At 72.9% G+C, this 15,724-nt stretch carries 18 protein-coding genes; 7 read left to right on the top strand and 11 right to left on the bottom strand.

Annotated elements, in window-relative coordinates; all coding sequences use genetic code 11:
• Both rdgB and hemW read left to right on the top strand, forming a co-directional pair.
• Positions 1 to 630: an RdgB/HAM1 family non-canonical purine NTP pyrophosphatase gene (gene rdgB / locus MOJ79_RS14200; protein WP_241924737.1), complete on the top strand. Its 630-nt coding sequence runs from the start codon at positions 1 to 3 to the stop codon at positions 628 to 630.
• A complete protein-coding gene (hemW, locus tag MOJ79_RS14195) occupies positions 623 to 1,990 on the top strand; it encodes a radical SAM family heme chaperone HemW (protein ID WP_241924736.1) in 1,368 nt (455 codons plus the stop codon). The genes rdgB and hemW overlap by 8 nt, the downstream gene beginning before the upstream one ends.
• On the opposite strand, the gene MOJ79_RS14190 is transcribed toward hemW, so the two are convergent.
• From MOJ79_RS14190 to MOJ79_RS14180, 3 genes are read right to left on the bottom strand one after another with little or no spacing between them, the layout of a single operon-like run.
• Positions 1,977 to 3,068, bottom strand: coding sequence for a protein-glutamate methylesterase/protein-glutamine glutaminase (locus MOJ79_RS14190; RefSeq protein WP_241924735.1), 1,092 nt, complete (start codon positions 3,066 to 3,068; stop codon positions 1,977 to 1,979). The two genes, hemW and MOJ79_RS14190, sit on opposite strands and share 14 nt — an antisense overlap.
• Positions 3,069 to 3,080: 12 nt before the next feature.
• On the bottom strand, positions 3,081 to 3,758 hold the full coding sequence (cheD, locus tag MOJ79_RS14185; protein WP_241924734.1) for a chemoreceptor glutamine deamidase CheD: 678 nt from the start codon (positions 3,756 to 3,758) through the stop codon (positions 3,081 to 3,083).
• An 8-nt stretch (positions 3,759 to 3,766) separates the two neighbouring features.
• Positions 3,767 to 4,606, bottom strand: coding sequence for a CheR family methyltransferase (locus MOJ79_RS14180; RefSeq protein WP_241924733.1), 840 nt, complete (start codon positions 4,604 to 4,606; stop codon positions 3,767 to 3,769).
• Between the two features lie 181 nt (positions 4,607 to 4,787).
• Here MOJ79_RS14180 and MOJ79_RS14175 point away from each other — a divergent pair, with 181 nt between their 5' ends.
• The 3 genes from MOJ79_RS14175 to MOJ79_RS14165 are packed head-to-tail and all read left to right on the top strand — an operon-like array spanning position 4,788 to position 6,717.
• Entirely contained in the window at positions 4,788 to 5,528 is a 741-nt protein-coding gene (locus MOJ79_RS14175) for a GGDEF domain-containing protein (protein WP_442863128.1), read from the top strand.
• Positions 5,525 to 6,304, top strand: coding sequence for a MinD/ParA family protein (locus tag MOJ79_RS14170; RefSeq protein WP_241924732.1), 780 nt, complete (start codon positions 5,525 to 5,527; stop codon positions 6,302 to 6,304). The genes MOJ79_RS14175 and MOJ79_RS14170 overlap by 4 nt, the downstream gene beginning before the upstream one ends.
• Entirely contained in the window at positions 6,301 to 6,717 is a 417-nt protein-coding gene (locus MOJ79_RS14165) for a group II truncated hemoglobin (RefSeq protein ID WP_241924731.1), read from the top strand. The genes MOJ79_RS14170 and MOJ79_RS14165 overlap by 4 nt, the downstream gene beginning before the upstream one ends.
• 19 nt (positions 6,718 to 6,736) lie before the next feature.
• On the opposite strand, the gene MOJ79_RS14160 is transcribed toward MOJ79_RS14165, so the two are convergent.
• Positions 6,737 to 7,315 carry a phasin family protein gene (locus MOJ79_RS14160; protein ID WP_241924730.1) on the bottom strand — a complete coding sequence of 193 codons (579 nt, stop codon included), beginning with the start codon at positions 7,313 to 7,315 and terminating at the stop codon, positions 6,737 to 6,739.
• Positions 7,316 to 7,548: 233 nt separating this feature from the next.
• On the opposite strand from MOJ79_RS14160, the gene MOJ79_RS14155 reads away from it, so the two are divergent.
• Complete coding sequence (locus tag MOJ79_RS14155; protein ID WP_241924729.1) at positions 7,549 to 9,555, top strand: SDR family oxidoreductase; 2,007 nt, start codon at positions 7,549 to 7,551, stop codon at positions 9,553 to 9,555.
• A gap of 70 nt (positions 9,556 to 9,625) precedes the next feature.
• On the opposite strand, the gene dmeF is transcribed toward MOJ79_RS14155, so the two are convergent.
• Entirely contained in the window at positions 9,626 to 10,594 is a 969-nt protein-coding gene (dmeF, locus tag MOJ79_RS14150) for a CDF family Co(II)/Ni(II) efflux transporter DmeF (protein WP_241924728.1), read from the bottom strand.
• A gap of 58 nt (positions 10,595 to 10,652) precedes the next feature.
• Here dmeF and MOJ79_RS14145 point away from each other — a divergent pair, with 58 nt between their 5' ends.
• A complete protein-coding gene (locus MOJ79_RS14145) occupies positions 10,653 to 11,264 on the top strand; it encodes an HAD family hydrolase (protein ID WP_241924727.1) in 612 nt (203 codons plus the stop codon).
• A gap of 22 nt (positions 11,265 to 11,286) precedes the next feature.
• On the opposite strand, the gene MOJ79_RS14140 is transcribed toward MOJ79_RS14145, so the two are convergent.
• Genes MOJ79_RS14140 through MOJ79_RS14115 form a run of 6 tightly spaced genes read right to left on the bottom strand, consistent with a single transcriptional unit; the run spans position 11,287 to position 15,707 of the window.
• The gene (locus MOJ79_RS14140; RefSeq protein WP_241924726.1) at positions 11,287 to 11,568 is read right to left on the bottom strand and encodes a copper-binding protein; all 282 of its coding nucleotides are present in this window, start codon (positions 11,566 to 11,568) and stop codon (positions 11,287 to 11,289) included.
• A gap of 16 nt (positions 11,569 to 11,584) precedes the next feature.
• Positions 11,585 to 12,061 carry a DUF411 domain-containing protein gene (locus MOJ79_RS14135; protein ID WP_241924725.1) on the bottom strand — a complete coding sequence of 159 codons (477 nt, stop codon included), beginning with the start codon at positions 12,059 to 12,061 and terminating at the stop codon, positions 11,585 to 11,587.
• A gap of 4 nt (positions 12,062 to 12,065) precedes the next feature.
• Complete coding sequence (locus MOJ79_RS14130) at positions 12,066 to 12,563, bottom strand: cupredoxin domain-containing protein (protein ID WP_241924724.1); 498 nt, start codon at positions 12,561 to 12,563, stop codon at positions 12,066 to 12,068.
• On the bottom strand, positions 12,560 to 13,960 hold the full coding sequence (locus tag MOJ79_RS14125) for a multicopper oxidase family protein (RefSeq protein ID WP_241924723.1): 1,401 nt from the start codon (positions 13,958 to 13,960) through the stop codon (positions 12,560 to 12,562). Before MOJ79_RS14125 ends, MOJ79_RS14130 begins: the two co-directional genes overlap by 4 nt.
• On the bottom strand, positions 13,960 to 15,354 hold the full coding sequence (locus MOJ79_RS14120) for a TolC family protein (RefSeq protein ID WP_241924722.1): 1,395 nt from the start codon (positions 15,352 to 15,354) through the stop codon (positions 13,960 to 13,962). The genes MOJ79_RS14125 and MOJ79_RS14120 overlap by 1 nt, the downstream gene beginning before the upstream one ends.
• Positions 15,351 to 15,707, bottom strand: coding sequence for a hypothetical protein (locus MOJ79_RS14115; RefSeq protein WP_241924721.1), 357 nt, complete (start codon positions 15,705 to 15,707; stop codon positions 15,351 to 15,353). Before MOJ79_RS14115 ends, MOJ79_RS14120 begins: the two co-directional genes overlap by 4 nt.
• Between the last annotated feature and the right edge of the window lie 17 nt (positions 15,708 to 15,724).

The raw sequence follows: 15,724 nt of genomic DNA, 5'->3' as shown, positions 1-15,724 counted from the left end.
ATGCGGCTGGTGCTGGCGTCGAACAACGCGAAGAAGCTCGCCGAGCTGCGCGCGCTGTTCGCCGACCTGCCGCTCGAGCTGGTCGCGCAGGGCGCGCTCGGCATCGCCGAGGCCGACGAGCCGCACGCGACCTTCGTCGAGAACGCGCTGGCCAAGGCCAGGCACGCGGCGCGTGCCGCCGGCGGCGCCGCGATCGCCGACGACTCGGGGCTGTGCGTCGACGCGCTCGGCGGTGCGCCGGGCGTCGTCTCGGCGCACTATGCGCCGGTGGCGCTGCCGCCGGGCGACCGCGAGGCGCAGCGCCGCGTGCAGGACGAGGCCAACAACGCGCGCCTGCTGCGCGAGCTCGACGGCGTGCCCGACCGGCGCGCGCGCTTCGTCAGCACGCTGGTCGCGCTACGCCACGCCGACGACCCCGAGCCGCTCGTCGCGTTCGGCCGCTGGGACGGCGTCGTGCTCGACGCACCGCGCGGCGCCGGCGGCTTCGGCTACGACCCGCTGCTGTACATCCCCGAGCTCGGCGCCACGGTGGCCGAACTCGACGCGGCGACGAAGAACCGCGCGAGCCACCGCGCCCGCGCCGCGGCTGCGATGCGCGAGCTGCTGCGCCAGGCCTGGCACCTTGGCTGAGCAGGTCGTTCGGCTGCGCCGCCGCGGCGACGTCGCGCTCGCCGCGCTGCCGCCGCTGACGCTGTACGTGCACCTGCCGTGGTGCCTGAAGAAGTGCCCCTACTGCGACTTCAATTCGCACGAGCTGACCCCCAGGCTCGCTGCGCTCCCTGCCGGGCGCCAGAGTCGCCCGGCCTTCGGGCCGTCCGGGTCCGCGCAGGCGGACCCGGAGCCGCGGCCCTCTGTCCCCCGTGGGGGCTCGCCGCGGACCGGGAAACCCGGATCCGCGTCGGTCTCGCTGGGCGAATCTCTCTTCGATGCGTATGTCGATGCACTCGTCGCCGACCTCGAGGCGTCGCTGCCGCTGGTGTGGGGCCGGCGCGTCGTCAGCGTGTTCGTCGGCGGCGGCACGCCGAGCCTGTTCCCGCCGGGGGCGATCGACCGCCTGCTCGCCGCGGTGCGCGCGCGACTGCCGCTCGAGCCGGGCTGCGAGGTCACGCTCGAGGCCAACCCGGGCACCTTCGAGCGCGAGCGCTTCCGCGCGTACCGAGACGCCGGCGTCACGCGGCTGTCGATCGGGGTGCAGAGCTTCGACGACGCGCTGCTCGCGCGCATCGGCCGCGTGCACGACGCGCGCCAGGCGATCGCCGCCGCCGAGGAGGCGGCGCGCACGTTCGACACCTTCAACCTCGACCTGATGTACGCGCTGCCGGGGCAGACGCCGGCGATGCTCGAGCGCGACCTCGCGCAGGCGCTCGCGTTCGCGCCGCCGCACCTGTCGGTCTACCACCTGACGCTCGAGCCGAACACGCGGTTCGCGACGCGCCCGCCCGAGGGCCTGCCCGACGACGACACGGCCAGCGAGATGCTCGACGCGATCGTCGCGCGCACCACTGCGGCCGGCCTCGAGCGCTACGAGGTGTCGGCCTTCGCGCGGCCCGGCCACCGCTGCGTGCACAACCTCAACTACTGGCGCTTCGGCGACTACCTGGGGCTCGGCGCCGGCGCGCACGGCAAGCTCAGCTTCCCCGACCGCATCGTGCGCCAGGTGCGCTGGCGCGACCCGGCGACGTACCTGCAGCGCGCGCGCGAGGGCCGCGCGGTGTCGAACGAGCACGCCGTCGGCGCCGACGAGCTGCCGTTCGAGTTCGTGCTCAACGCGCTGCGGCTGCGCGAGGGGTTCACGCTCTCGTTGTTCGCCGAGCGCACCGGCCTCGCGCCGTCGGTGATCGACGACGCGCTGCAGGCGGCGGCCGCGCGCGGGCTGCTCGAGCGCGACGGCGACGCGGTGCGCGCGACGCCGCTGGGCTTCGACTTCCTTTCGGACCTGCAGGCGATGTTCCTGCCCGCGGCGTCGGGAGAGCGGCTCAAACCCGGTTGAGCGCCATCCCGGCGGTCGCGCGCAGCCGCTCGATCAGGCGCGGCGCGATCTGCGCGAGCGGCAGCACCTCGTTGGCGGCGCCGGCGGCGATCGCCTCGCGCGGCATGCCGAAGACGACGCAGCTCGCCTCGTCCTGGCAGATGTTCCACGCGCCGGCGTCGCGCATCGCGCGCATCGCCTTCGCGCCGTCGCCACCCATGCCGGTGAGCATCACGCCGAACGCGTTGGGGCCGACGACGCGCGCCGCCGACTCGAACAGCACCTCGACCGACGGCTTGTGGCGGTTGACCGGCTCGCCGTCGCGCACGCGCGCGACGTAGTTCGCACCCGAGCGCTCGACCGACAGGTGCAGCCCGCCGGGGGCGATGTAGGCGTGGCCGGGCAGCACGCGCTCGCCGTCGGTGGCTTCCTTGACGCGGATGCGGCACAACCCGTCCAGACGCGCCGCGTAGCTGCGCGTGAAGCCCGGCGGCATGTGCTGCGTGATGACCACCGCCGGGAAGTCGGGCGGCAGCTGCACCAGCACTTCCTTCGTCGCCTCGGTGCCGCCGGTGGACGCGCCGATGAAGACGATCTTCTCGGTCGACAGCCGCCCCATGGCCTTGACTGGCACCGCGCTGCCCGGCGCGGCAGCGCCGTGCGCAGGACGCTCGGGCGGCGGCGGCGCGCGGCGCACCTGCGCGCGCGCGGCGGTGCGGATCTTGTCGGTGATGTCGTGCGCGAGCTGCTGCAGCCCGTCGGCGATGCCGATCTTCGGCTTGGCGACGAAGTCGATCGCGCCGAGCTCGAGCGCGCGCAGCGTCGTCTCGGCGCCGCGTTCGGTCAGCGTCGAGACCATCACGACCGGCATCGGGCGCAGCCGCATCAGGCGCGCGAGGAAGTCGAGCCCGTCCATGCGCGGCATCTCGACGTCGAGCGTGATCACGTCCGGATTCAGGGTGCGGATCGTCTCGCGTGCGGCCAGCGGGTCGGCGGCCGTGCCGACGCACGTCATGTCGGGTTCGCGGTTGATGATCTCGGCCAGCAGCGAGCGCACCAGTGCCGAGTCGTCGACCACCACCACGCGGATCTTGGCCATCGTCGCGGTCCCTCAGAACAGGTCCACCGAGCCGGCGCCCGAGGCCGGCGGCACGACGCGCTGCGCGGCCAGGCGCTCCTCGCGCACGACGGCGTCGGCGCTGGCCGGCGCCAGGCGCTTGACCATCGCCTTGCCGCTGGCCGGCAGGAAGCACACCTTGCGCGGGTAGACGTCCATCACGTCCTTGCTGACGACGGCGATGCGCTCCGTCTTCAGGTAGTCGAGCACGAACTGCGTGTTGCGCTCGCCGACGTTGAGGCTCGTCATGCCGCTGATCACCGCGCCGCCGCCGAAGACCTTGGCCTCCATCGTCGCGCGCGTGGCGCCGCGCTTGACGAGTTCGTTGATCAGCAGCTCCATCGCGTACGAGCCGTAGCGCCCGCTGGCGTCGCCGCCGCTGCCGACGTCGGGCAGCATGAAGTGGTTCATGCCGCCGATGCGGCGCTCGCGGTCCCACAGGCATGCGGCGATGCACGAGCCCAGCGTCGTCATGATCAGCACGTCGTCGTCGTGGACGAAGAACTCGCCGGGCAGCACCTTGACGGCAGCGTTGCCGAAGAACGCGTCGTGATAGAAGAACGAGGCCTCACCCGGGCGCCGCGGCCGTGCGCGCAGCTGCTCGAGGCGCCGCTGCGCGAGCGTGGGGACCGATCCGGCGGCGGGGGCGGGGCGGGCGATCGCCGTGCTCATCGTGCGCCTCAGACGCGTTCGTAGACCGTCTTGCCGCGCAGCCGGAACAGGTCGCGCGACTCGTTGAAGTTCTCGGAGTGGCCGACGAACAGCAGCCCGCCGGGCCTGATCACGCCGTGCATGCGCTCGAGCACGCGCCGCTGCGTCGGCGCGTCGAAATAGATCATCACGTTGCGGCAGAACACGAGGTCGAACGGCTCGCCGAGCGACCACACCGGCTCCATCAGGTTGAAGCGCCGCCACTGGATCGTGCGCGCGAGCTCGGGCTTGACGCGGATGCGCCCGCTGTTGGGGCCGGTGCCACGCAGGAAGTGGCGCTTCAGGCGTTCGGGCGTGAGGCCGCGCGCACCCTCGTCGTAGACGCCGCGCTGCGCGGTCGCGAGCACGCGCGTGTCGATGTCGCTGGCCAGGATCGTCGCGCGCGCGCCGCCCAGCGTCTCGGCGGCGACCATCGCGATCGAGTACGGCTCCTCGCCGGTGGACGCCGCGCTGCACCAGATCCGCCACGGGTGCTGTGGCCGAGCTCGCAGCTCGTCGGCGAGGACGTCGAAGTGGTACGCCTCGCGGAAGAACGAGGTCAGGTTCGTCGTCAGGCAGTTGATGAACTCCTGCCACTCGGCGTCGCCCGCGGCGCCGGTGTGCTGCTCGAGCCAGCCGAGGTAGCTCGAGAAGCTCGGGTGGCCGGTCTCGCGCAGCCGCCTCGACAGCCGGCTGTAGACCATCGCCTGCTTGCCGGCGTGCAGGCTGATGCCCGCGCGCTGGTGGATCAGGCGCCGCACGCGTTCGAAGTCGTTCGCGCTGAACGCGAATTCGGCGTCGAGGCGGTCGACGAGGGACGGAGTCTGCATCGGGAGCGTGGTCGTCGGTGGCTGCCGGTGGCAGCCCGTGTTGCGGCGGCAGTGTGCCGGCGGCGCGGCGCGGGTGAGCGGGCGAACAGCGCGGCCTTCGCCCGGCTGATCGGGCCGGCGGGCAGTGCGCGCTGGCTACACTGCCGGCTGATCCCACCGCCTGCTGCCTGCACTGCTGCGCTTGGATGCTCCCGACGCCCGCCGCGCCGACGCCGCCCTGAGCGAGGTCACGGCGGCGCTCGACCTGCGCGCAGCGCTGCAGCTGGTCGCGCAGTCGGGGCGCACGCTGCCCGAGCCGCGCGGCGCCGCGCCGTGGCTGCAGGCGCTGATCGACGCCCTGTGCGAGCTGTCGAGCCGCGATCCGCTGACCGGACTCGCGAACCGGCGCCAGTTCGAGCTGGCGCTGGCGCAGGAGCTGGGCCGCGTCGCACGCTCGGGCGACCCGTCGCTGCTGCTGACGCTGGACATCGACCACTTCAAGCGCATCAACGACACGCACGGCCACGCGGCCGGCGACGCCGTGCTGAAGGCGGTCGCGGCGCGGCTGCTCGAGTGCGTGCGGCCGATGGACACCGTCGCGCGTGTGGGCGGCGAGGAGTTCGCGATCGTGCTGCCGCACTGCTCGCCGAGCTTCGGCCCGACGGTGGCCGAGCGCATCCGCCGGCGCATCGAGGCGCAGCGCATCGCGCTGCCCGACGGCCGCGAGATCAGCGTGACCGTCAGCCTCGGCGGCGCGTTCGCGCCGCCGTGGGTGCGCTCGACGCCGGCGCTGTGGCTCGAGCGCGCCGACCAGCAGCTCTACCGCGCGAAGGCCGAAGGGCGCAACCGCGCGTGCTTCGAGCCGGTGACGCAGGTCGAGGTCAGCGCCGAGGAACGGGGGCTGCTGTTCAGCGCCCCGATGCCGTTGCAGGACTTGGAATGACCGACCCGAACGCAGTCGCCCGCCGCGCCGTCGTCACCGCGATCACCAGCGGCAAGGGCGGCGTGGGCAAGACTTTCGTCAGTGCCAACCTCGCCGCGTCGCTCGCGGCCGCCGGCGAGCGCGTGCTGGTGCTCGACGCCGACCTTGGGCTGGCCAACCTCGACGTCGTGCTCAACCTCGCGCCCAGGGTCACGCTGCACGACGTGATCGCCGGGCGCGCGGCGCTCGACGACGCGCTCGTCGACGCGCCGGGCGGCTTCACGGTGCTGCCTGCCGGCTCGGGGCTGGTCGAGTACTCGCGGCTGACCGCCGACGTGCGCGACCGCCTGCGCCAGGTCGTCGACGAACTGCGCCCGCGTTACGACCGCGTGCTGCTCGACACCGGCGCCGGGATCTCCGACGTCGTGCTCTACACGGTGTCGCTGGCCGACGAGGTGCTCGTCGTCGCGACGCCCGAGCCGACGTCGCTGACCGACGCCTACGCGACGATCAAGGTGCTGGCGACGACGCAAGGGCGGCACCACGTGCGGCTCGTCGTCAACCAGGCCACGGGCGCGGGCGACGGGCGGCGCGTGTGCGCGCAGCTGCAGCGCGTCGTCGCGCGCTACGTCGATCCGGCGGTCGGGCAGGCGGTGCACATCGAATTGGTCGGCGAGGTGCCCGACGACGCGTCGGTGCGCGAAGCGGTGCTGCGGCGCGAGCTGCTCGTCGAGGTGTTTCCGGGCTGCGCGGCCGCGCAGGCGCTTGCTGCGGCGGCAGCGAGAATGCGCGCATGACGCTGCCGACCGACGACACCCCGGCCACCGAAGGCGCGACCGCGTTCGACCTCGTCGGCGGCGAGCCGGGCGTGCGCGCGCTCGTCGACCGCTTCTACGACCTGATGGACCTCGAGCCGGCGTATGCCGGCATCCGCAGGCTGCACCCGACGACGCTCGACGACTCGCGCGACAAGCTGTTCTGGTTCCTGTGCGGCTGGCTCGGCGGGCCGAACCACTACGTCGAGCGCTTCGGCCACCCGCGGCTGCGCGCGCGGCACCTGCCGTACCCGATCGGCATCGCCGAGCGCGACCAGTGGCTGGCGTGCATGCAGCAGGCGATGCGCGAGCAGGGTCTGCCCGACGCGCTGTCGCAGCGCCTGACGGCGGCGTTCTTCAACACCGCGGACTGGATGCGCAACCGCGGCGGCTGAGCGCCGCGGGCGCGCGCGCTCAGCCGGCGCTGGATGCGCTGGCGGCGCTCTTGCGCGGCGCCTTGCGCGCCACCGTCTTGGCCGCCGCCGTCTTGCGGGCCGCTTGGGCCGGCGCCTTGGCCGCTGTCTTGCGCACTGCCGGCTTCGCCGCGCCGGCCGCTGGTGCCTTGCGCATCGCGGCGACTTGCGCGCTGAGCGTGTCGATGCGCTTGATCAGCGCGTCGACGTCGCGGCTCGACGGCACGCCGAGCCGGTGCAGCGCCTTCGCGACACGTTCCTCGAAGATCGCCTCGAGCTTGTCCCACTTCTGGCCGGCCTTGGCGGTGACGCCGTCGGCCATCGCCGTCATCTTGCCGGCGACCTCGCTGATGCGCTCCTCGGCCACCGCCTGCGTCTTGCGCTGCAGGCTCAGCCCTTCCTTGACCAGCGTCTCGAAGACCTTGCCGCCTTCGGCCTGCGCCTTCGAGAACGCGCCCATGCCGGCGAGCCAGATCTGCTGCGCCGAGTCCTTGACCGCGGCGGCGAGCTGGCTGTCGAGCAGGCCGGCGGACGAGGCGGCTTTCTGCTTCTGGGCCATCTTCTGGAGCTTTTTGACCATCTGGAGCTTCCTCTCGGGGTGCGTTCGACAGGGGTGGCGGCACACCCCGGCACCGCCTCGGACCGCAAAAGTGTAGGAGGCCGACGTCGAGCGCGCAGCCGAATTCTCTAGGGCCGTGTCTCTACGCGGCACGCGCGGCGTGCGGGCAAACGCGCAGCGAGGCGCCGGCGCGGCCACACCAGAATAGCCTCGCGGCGCCCCACCGATCACTGCGGCGCAGGAGGACCCCCACGATGCATTACTTCGTCACCGGTGCGACCGGTTTCATCGGCAAGCGGCTGGTCAAGACGCTGCTCGCGCGGCGCGGCGCCGTCGTGCACTTCCTGCTGCGGCGCGAGTCGGAAGGCAAGGTCGCCGACCTGCTGGCGTATTGGGGGGTGGGCAAGACGCGGGCGATCCCGGTCTACGGCGACCTGACGGCCAAGCGGCTCGGGGTCGGCGCCGACGACCTGAAGGCGCTCAAGGGCCAGATCGACCACGTGTACCACCTGGCCGCCGTGTACGACCTCGAGGCCGACGCCGACAGCCAGATCGCCGTCAACGTCGAGGGCACGCGCGCGGCGGTCGAGTTCGCGAAGGCGATCGACGCGGGTCACTTCCACCACGTCTCGTCGATCGCCGCCGCCGGGCTGTACGAGGGCGTGTTCCGCGAGGACATGTTCGACGAGGCCGAGAACCTCGACCACCCGTACTTCATGACCAAGCACGAGAGCGAGAAGATCGTGCGCCGCGAGTGCAAGGTGCCGTGGACCGTGTACCGGCCGGCGGCGGTGGTCGGCGACTCCCGGACGGGCGAGATGGACAAGATCGACGGCCCGTACTACTTCTTCAAGCTGATCCAGCGCATGCGGCAGATCCTGCCGCCGTGGTTCCCGTCGGTGGGCCTCGAGGGCGGGCGCATCAACCTCGTGCCGGTGGACTTCGTCGTCGCCGCGCTCGACCACATCAGCCACCAGAAGCGGCCGAGCGGCCAGTGCTTCCACCTCGTCGACCCGCAGGGCTACCGCGTCGGCGACATCCTCGACGTGTTCAGCCGCGCCGCGCACGCGCCGAAGATGAACGTGTTCGTCAACGCCGCGCTGTTCGGCTTCATCCCGAAGAGCGTGCGCAAGGGGCTGATGGCGCTCGCGCCGGTGCGGCGCATCCGCGACGCGGTGATGAAGGACCTCGGCCTGCCCGAGGACGTGCTGATGCTCGTCAACTACCCGACGCGCTTCGACCGCCGCGAGACCGACAAGGCGCTCGCCGGCAGCGGCATCGAGTGCCCGAAGCTGCACGACTACGCGTGGCGGCTGTGGGACTACTGGGAGCGCCATCTCGACCCCGACCTGTTCATCGACCGCTCACTGAAGGGCGCAGTGGGCGGCAAGGTCGTGCTCGTGACCGGCGGCAGCTCGGGCATCGGGCTGGCGGCGGCGAAGAAGTTCGCCGAGGCCGGCGCGTTGACGATCATCGCCGCGCGCGGCGAAGACAAGCTCGCCGAGGCCGTCAAGGAGATCGTCACCCACGCGAAGGACAAGGGCACCGCCGACCCGAAGGTGTTCAGCTACCGCGTCGACATCGCCAACGAGGCCGACTGCAACGCGTTCGTCAAGACGCTCGAGGAGGTGCATGGCGGCGTCGACTTCCTCATCAACAACGCCGGGCGTTCGATCCGCCGCGCGATCGAGTCGAGCTACGACCGCTTCCACGACTTCCAGCGCACGATGGACCTGAACTACTTCGGCTGCCTGCGCGTGACGATGGGGCTGCTGCCGGGGATGGTCAGAAAGCGCAAGGGCCACGTCGTCAACATCAGCTCGATCGGCGTGCTGACCAACGCGCCGCGCTTCAGCGCCTACGTCGCGAGCAAGGCCGCGCTCGACGCGTGGACGCGCTGCGCGGCCAGCGAGTTCGCCGACGTCGGCGTCACGTTCACGACGATCAACATGCCGCTGGTGCGCACGCCGATGATCGCGCCGACGAAGATCTACAACAACGTGCCGACGCTGAGCCCCGAGCAGGCGGCCGAGATGATCGTCCGCGCTTGCATCGAGAAGCCGGTGCGCATCGCGACGCGGCTGGGCATCACCGGCGAGCTGCTGCACGCCGTCGCGCCGCGCATCGCGCAGATCATCATGAACACGACGTTCCGCATGTTCCCCGACAGCGAAGCCGCCGCCGGCGGCAAGGGCGACAAGCCGAAGCTGTCGCCCGAGGCGATCGCGCTGCAGCAGATGATGCAGGGCATCCACTTCTGACGCGGCGGCGGCCGACCGCGCCGCCTTGGGGCGGCGCCGCGACGCGCGCCGGTCGAAGGCGACCCACGCGTCAGTGCGGCCCGCGGCAGCGGTGGACCTCGACCGTGACGTGGGTCAGCCCCGCGATCGCCTCGAGCCGCTGACGGTAGGCGAGCGCGTCGAGCGGGCGGTCGGCGACGACCGAGGCGGCGACGCACCAGGCCCGCGGGCCGACCTGCCACACGTGCAGGTCCGACAGCGTCGCATCCCCGTCGGCCTCGATCGTCGCGCGCACGCGCTGGCGCAGCGCCTCGTCGGCGGTGGCGTCGACGAGCGCGCGCGAGGCCTGCGCGAGCACGCCCGCCGCCCAGCGCGCGATCAGTACGGCCGCGACGAGCGCGACCAGCGGATCCAGCCAGCCGATGCCGAACCACTTGCCGGCGGCCAGCGCGACGATCGCGAGCAGTGACGTGACGGCGTCGGCGACGACGTGCAGGTACGCGGCGCGGAAGTTGAGGTCGTGGTGCCCGTGGGTGTGCCGGTGCCCGTGTGCGTGGGCATGGTCGTGGCCGTGATGGTGGGCGACGGCATCGCCGTCGGCACGGCCGCGCTCGAGCAGCCAGACGCTGGCGACGTTGACGACGAGGCCGATCACGGCGACGACCATCGCCTCGTCGTAGGCGATCGGGCGCGGTGCGCGCAGCACCGCCACCGCGTCGACGAGCAGCCACAGCGACACGGCGACCAGCAGCAGGCCGCTGGTGTAGGCAGCGAGCATCTCGATCTTCCAGCCGCCGAACGCGTAGGCCGCGTTCGACGCCGCGCGGCGCGCGAGCAGCGCGGCCATCGCCGCCCCGCCGAGCGCCGCGGCGTGCGTGCCCATGTGCCAGCCGTCGGCCCACAGCGCGAGCGAGCCGCTCCACCAGCCCGCCGCGATCTCGACCACCATCGTCGCCAGCGTCAGCGCCGTGACCGCCCACAGCGCCCGCCCGCGCGCCGCCGAGCCGGCGTCGACGAAGGCGTGGTCGTGGCGGAACGGGGCCAGGTCGTGGACGTGCATCGCGACGATGTTACGCACTGGACAGCCGGGGACATCGCGGCGTGGCTACAGTGATGGCATGCCTCGCCGGCCCACGATCGCGCTCGACGCCGACGGCGTCCTCGTCGACTTTCACCACGGCTACGCCGAGGCGTGGCGGCGCGCGTTCGGCGCGCGGCCGGCCGAGCGCGACCCGCTCGCGTACTGGCCGATGGACCGCTGGGCCGTCGAGCGCCTCGAGGGCGCGGCGCGCCGGCACTTCTGGCGCTACTTCGACGAGGAGTTCTGGCTGCACCTGCCGGCGCTGCCCGGCGCCGTCGAGGCCTGCCACCGGCTGCACGACGCGGGCTTCGACCTCGTGTGCGTGTCGGCGCTCGACGCCGCGTGGCAGAGCGCGCGGCTGCGCAACCTGCGCGCGCTGGGTTTCCCGATCGAGCGCGTGATCGCCACCGGCCACCACGCCGGCGAGCGCAGCCCGAAGGCCGACGCGATCGCCGAGCTGATGCCCGAGGCCTTCGTCGACGACTACCTGCCGTACCTGCGCGGCGTGCCCGATGCCGTGCACCGCGCGCTGGTGCTGCGTGCGCCCAACGGCAGCCCGAACGAAGGGCCCGAGCTCGTGCTCGCACACACGACGCACGACGACCTCACCGACTTCGTCGACCACTGGCTCGCGCGCGACGCACGGTGAGCTGGCGCCGGGCGGGCGCCGTTCAAGGCGCCTTCGAGATCGCGGTGACGGTGTAGTTGCCGTCGATCTTCGCGGCGTCGAACTTGACCCTGTCGCCGACGGCGACGCGGTCGAGCATCGCCGGGTCCTGCACGCGGAACACCATCGTCATCGGCGGCATCTCGAGGCTCTTGATCTCGCCGTGCTTGAGCGTGATCTTGCCCTGTGCCTTGTCGATCTTGCGCACTTCGCCGTCGGCGCTTTGGGCGACGGCGGCGGTGGCGGCCAGTGCCAGTGCGGCAGCGGCGATGCGGATCTTCGTCATGGTCGTCTCCGTGGCTTCAACGATAGCGGGCCCAGACGCGGCTCGTGCCGTCGCGCAGCACGAGCAGCACGTCGTAGGGGTCGCGGCGGTCACCGTACTCGGGCCCGTCCATGCCCGGCGAGCCCACCGGCATGCCCGGCACTGCGATGCCGATCGCGTCGGGCTTGTCGGCCAGCAGCCGGCGGATGTCGCGCGGCGGCACGTGTCCTTCGACGACGTAGCCGCCGATCAGCGCCGTGTGGCACGAGCCGTACTTCAGCGGCAGCCCCAGGCGCGCGCGCATCGCGGTGTTGCCGATGTCGTGCGCCTGCACGCGAAAGCCCTCGCGCTGCAGGATCGCGATCCAGTCGTTGCAGCAGCCGCAGCTCGGCGACTTCCACACCTGCAGCACCGGCAGCGGCGTGGCCGCCCGGCCGAGCGCGGGCACCGCCGCGGCAGCCAGCGCGGCGGCGGTGCGCAGCCAGCGGCGGCGCGACAAACGGTCCTGGCTCATCGTGTCACTCCTTGACGGTGATCGCCGCGCGCATCCCGGCGTCCCAGTGGCCGGCGACGAGGCAGCCGGCGAGGAACTCGCCCGGCTCGGTGAAGCGCCAGGTCAGGCGCTGCGTCTTGCCCGGCGGCACGTGTGCCATGTAGGGCGCGTCGTGCTCCATGTCGGGATGCTTCTTCATCGCCTCGGCGTGGGCGACGAGCTCGGCCTCGGTGCCGATCACGAACTCGTGCATCACCTTGCCGGCATTGTGGACGACGAAGGTCACCGTGTCGCCGCGCTTGAACTCGAAGCGCGCCGGCTCGAAGCGCATCGTGTCGCGCATCGTCACGCGGATCGTGCGCGTCGCGTGCTTCGGGTCGCCCTGCATGCCCCACGCATGGCGCTCGGTCGAGATCGGCGCATTCGCGGGCTTGGCGGCGTGCGGCTCGTTGCCGTGCGCGAGCGCCGCGAGTGGATGCGCGAAAGGCAGCGCGAGCGCCAGGCTCAGCAGGATCGTCTTCAAGGTCGGTGTCCTCCATGCGGCTTGACGGCGCGCCACGGCGCGCCGCGGTGGTCGTGCACCTCGGAGCCGTCGGTGTTCGACGTCGGCGCGCGGTGCGGGTTCACCGACACGCCGGTCCACTCGTACGCGACGGTACCCGGCGGGTGCCGGTACCAGCCCGGGTCGCGGTAGTCGTCGCGCGCGAGGCCCTCGCGCACCTTGATGACGGTAAACATGCCGCCCATCTCGAGCGGGCCGAACGGCCCGCGGCCGGTCATCATCGGCAGCGTGTTGTCGGGCAGCGGCATCTCCATCTCGCCCATGTCGGCCATGCCGCGCTCGCCCATCACCATGTAGTCGGGCACCAGCTGCTGGATCTTGTGCACGACGTCGCGGTGGTCGACGCCGATCATCGTCGGCACGGCGTGGCCCATCGCGTTCATCGTGTGGTGGCTCTTGTGGCAGTGGAAGGCCCAGTCGCCCGGCTCGGTGGCGACGAACTCGATCGCGCGCATCTGGCCCACCGCGATGTCGGCCGTGACCTCGGGCCAGCGCGATGCCGGGTTGGTCCAGCCGCCGTCGGTGCCGGCGACGACGAACTCGTGGCCGTGCATGTGGATCGGGTGGTTGGTCATCGTCAGGTTGCCGACGCGGATGCGCACGCGGTCGCCCAGCCGCACCGGCAGGCTGTCGATCCCGGGGAACACGCGCGAGTTCCAGCACCACAGGTTGAAGTCGAGCATCGTCATGACTTTCGGCGTCGCGCTGCCCGGCTCGATGTCGAACGCGTTGAGCAGGAAGCAAAAGTCGCGGTCGACCTCGGTGTAGCCGGGGGTGCGCTTCGGGTCTGTCGGGTGCGTGACCCACAAGCCCATCATGCCCATCGCCATCTGCACCATCTCGTCGGCGTGCGGGTGGTACATGAAGGTGCCGCTGCGCCGCGCCTCGAACTCGTAGACGAAGGTCTTGCCCGGCGGGATCTGCGGCTGCGTCAGGCCGCCGACGCCATCCATGCCGCTGGGCAGCCGCTGGCCGTGCCAGTGCACCGCGGTGTGCTCGGGCAGGCGGTTGGTCACGAACAGGCGCACCTTGTCGCCCTCGACGACTTCGATCGTCGGCCCGGGCGAGGAGCCGTTGTAGCCCCACAGCTGCGCCGTCATGCTCGGGGCGAGCTCGCGCAGCACCGGCTCGGCGACGAGATGGAATTCCTTCCAGCCGGCGTTCATGCGCCACGGCAGCGTCCAGCCGTTGAGCGTCACCACCGGGCGGTACGGACGCCCGCTCGCGGGCTGCAGCGGCGGCGCCATCGTGTTCGCCGGCGGCGCGACGGGCGCTTCGGGCACGGCGGCCAACGCGGCGCGGCCGACCGCGGCGGCGGCGACGGCGGCGCCGCCGAGGAAGAGTCGGCGCGTCGTCATCAGTGGTCTCCTTTCGCGGCGGCCTTCGCGGCCGCGGGGCCGGCGAGCGCGGCACCGGCCGCCGGCGCGCCGACGATCGCGGCGTCGAGCGCCGTGTGCGCGAGCCAGAAGTCGCGCTGCGCCTCGATCGCGCCGATCACGGCGTGCACCTGCGCGCGCGCATCGGCGAGCAGCTCGAACACGCCGACGAGCATGCCGTTGTACTTCAGCAGCATCTCGTCGGTGACGGTGCGCGCCAGCGGCACGACCTCGTCGCGGTAGTGCCGGGCGAGGTCGTGCGCGGTGCGGTAGGCGACGTAGCGCTCGCGCAGCACCGACGTCGCGTCGGCGCGCGCCTGCTCGAAGCGCGCGCGCGCCGCGAGCACCTGCGCCGAGGCCGCCTCGCGGCGCGCGCGGCCGGTGTCGAACACCGGCAGCGGCAGGTGGATCTCGAAGCCGCGGCCCTTCTCGCCGCCGCCCGCTTCGCGCACCGCGGCCAGCTCGACGTGCCACGGCGCGGCGGCGGCCAGCGGCTGCCCGCGTTCGGCGGCGGCGAGCTCGAGGCGCGCGACGCGCAGGTCGAGTCGGTCCTCCACGGCACGGCGGCTGACGTCGTCGGCCGTGCGCGGCTCGGCGGGCAGGTCGGGCAGCCGCTCGGGCAGCGCGAGGCGCTCGGCCTCGTCGGCGTCGAGGCCGAGCAGGCGCACCAGCGCCTCGCGCTCGGCGGTCGATGCGGCCAGCGCGCGCGCCAGCTGCGCCGTCGCGTCGGCGAGGAAGGCCTGCTCGCGCGCACGCTGCAGGCGGCTGAAGTTGCCCACCGCCTGCATCCGGCGCGCGAGCTCGGCGCTGGCCTCGGCGGCGTCGCGCACCTGGCGGTGGTAGGCCACGAGCTGCTGCGCCGCGACCGCCCGCACCCACTGCTGGCGCACCACGGCCGTGTGCGCGAGCACGTCGCGCGCGAGTTGCCACTGCCGGCCCTGCACCGTGCGCTGGGCGGCATCGCGCCGCGCCGGCAGCGTCAGCAGTTCGGTCAACCCGATGCCCAGCGTGCGCGTCAGGTCGACCTCGCCGCCGGTGACGATGCGTTCGAACGCGAAGAACGGGTTCGGCGCCGCCGCGGCCTGCACTGCCGCGGCCTGCGCCTGCCACGCGTCGGCGAGCAGCGCCTGCATCGCCGGGCTCGCCTCGAGCGCGAGCCGCACGGCGGCGGCTTCGTCGAGCGGCGCCGCGAGCAGGTGCGAGCGCAGCGCGCGACGCCCGTCGTGTGCAGCGTCGGTGGTCGCCAGCACCGGCGCGATGCCGTCGACGCGCAGCGACTGATCGCGCGCGACACCGGTCGCGTCGTCGGCCGGCACGCTCGCGCAGCCGGCGAGCACGCCGGCGGTGGCGAGCAGCAGCGTCAGCGCCGGCCTCATCGCGCGGCCTCCGCGCCGCCCTGGTCGTGACGGTGGGTGGGCGTCGCCACGCCACCGGCCGGCGGCGGCGGGTCCCCGGCGCGCCCGCGCAGGTGGCCGGCGTGGCCGCGCAGCGCGCCGACGAGCGCATTGGCCTGCACCCAGCCGACGGCCTGCGGGTCAGCCGGGTCGGTGGGCGAGGGCGCTGCGCGGAACGCCGAGGTGTAGTGCAGTCGTGGCGGCGGCAGCGTGAGGCCGGCGTCGGCCGCCGGCGCGGCACCGGCCGGCACGGCGGCCAGCGCGGTGGCGAGTCCGCAGGCGGCGGCCGCGGCGCTGGCGGTCGCGCGCCGCAGGGAAGAGCGAAGCAGGATCATCGTCGTCGAGGCTGGAT

The organism is Calidifontimicrobium sp. SYSU G02091, from assembly GCF_022631395.1.
Taxonomy (GTDB): domain Bacteria; phylum Pseudomonadota; class Gammaproteobacteria; order Burkholderiales; family Burkholderiaceae_C; genus Calidifontimicrobium; species Calidifontimicrobium sediminis.
Note: the sequence above shows the minus strand (reverse complement) of the source record. Positions and strands in the feature narration are given on the sequence as shown.